Source organism: Polaromonas sp. P1_G2, assembly GCF_056405515.1.
This window is the reverse complement of the sequence record NZ_JBFUBY010001791.1, coordinates 1-355: the sequence shown is the minus strand read 5'-3', so window position 1 is coordinate 355 and position 355 is coordinate 1. Positions and strand designations below refer to the sequence as shown.

At 60.2% G+C, this 355-nt stretch carries 1 pseudogene; it reads right to left on the bottom strand.

From position 1 onward, the window contains the following. A pseudogene (locus tag AC1D0P_RS32615) lies at positions 1–202 on the bottom strand (hypothetical protein); the annotation flags it as partial. Positions 203–355: the final 153 nt, after the last annotated feature.

Genomic DNA, 355 nt, shown 5'->3' with positions numbered 1-355 from the left:
GGCCGCCTTTGCCGGCAATGTGRTTCTTGATATTGCCGAGCACGAAATTGACCCGTGTCGGCTCCGACAGATGATAGACGACCTTCTGCACACCGTCCGCCGGCACATTGGCGCTGGCGGAAACGGGCAGGACGGAGGCAGCCGCGCCGCCGGCCAAGCCGGGCAACAGGCGCGAGAAGATGGTGCGGCGGGAAAACAGCATGGCGTTTTTCTCCTTTGGGGCTCAGATCACTGCGTCACGGTTCCCTTTTTGACCGCGGCATTGACGTCGTCGTCATAGATGACCGACAGGCAATTCTTGAGCTCGCTCTCCTGCAGCACAAAGGTCCGGTCGTCTGTATCGAAACCCTTGGTG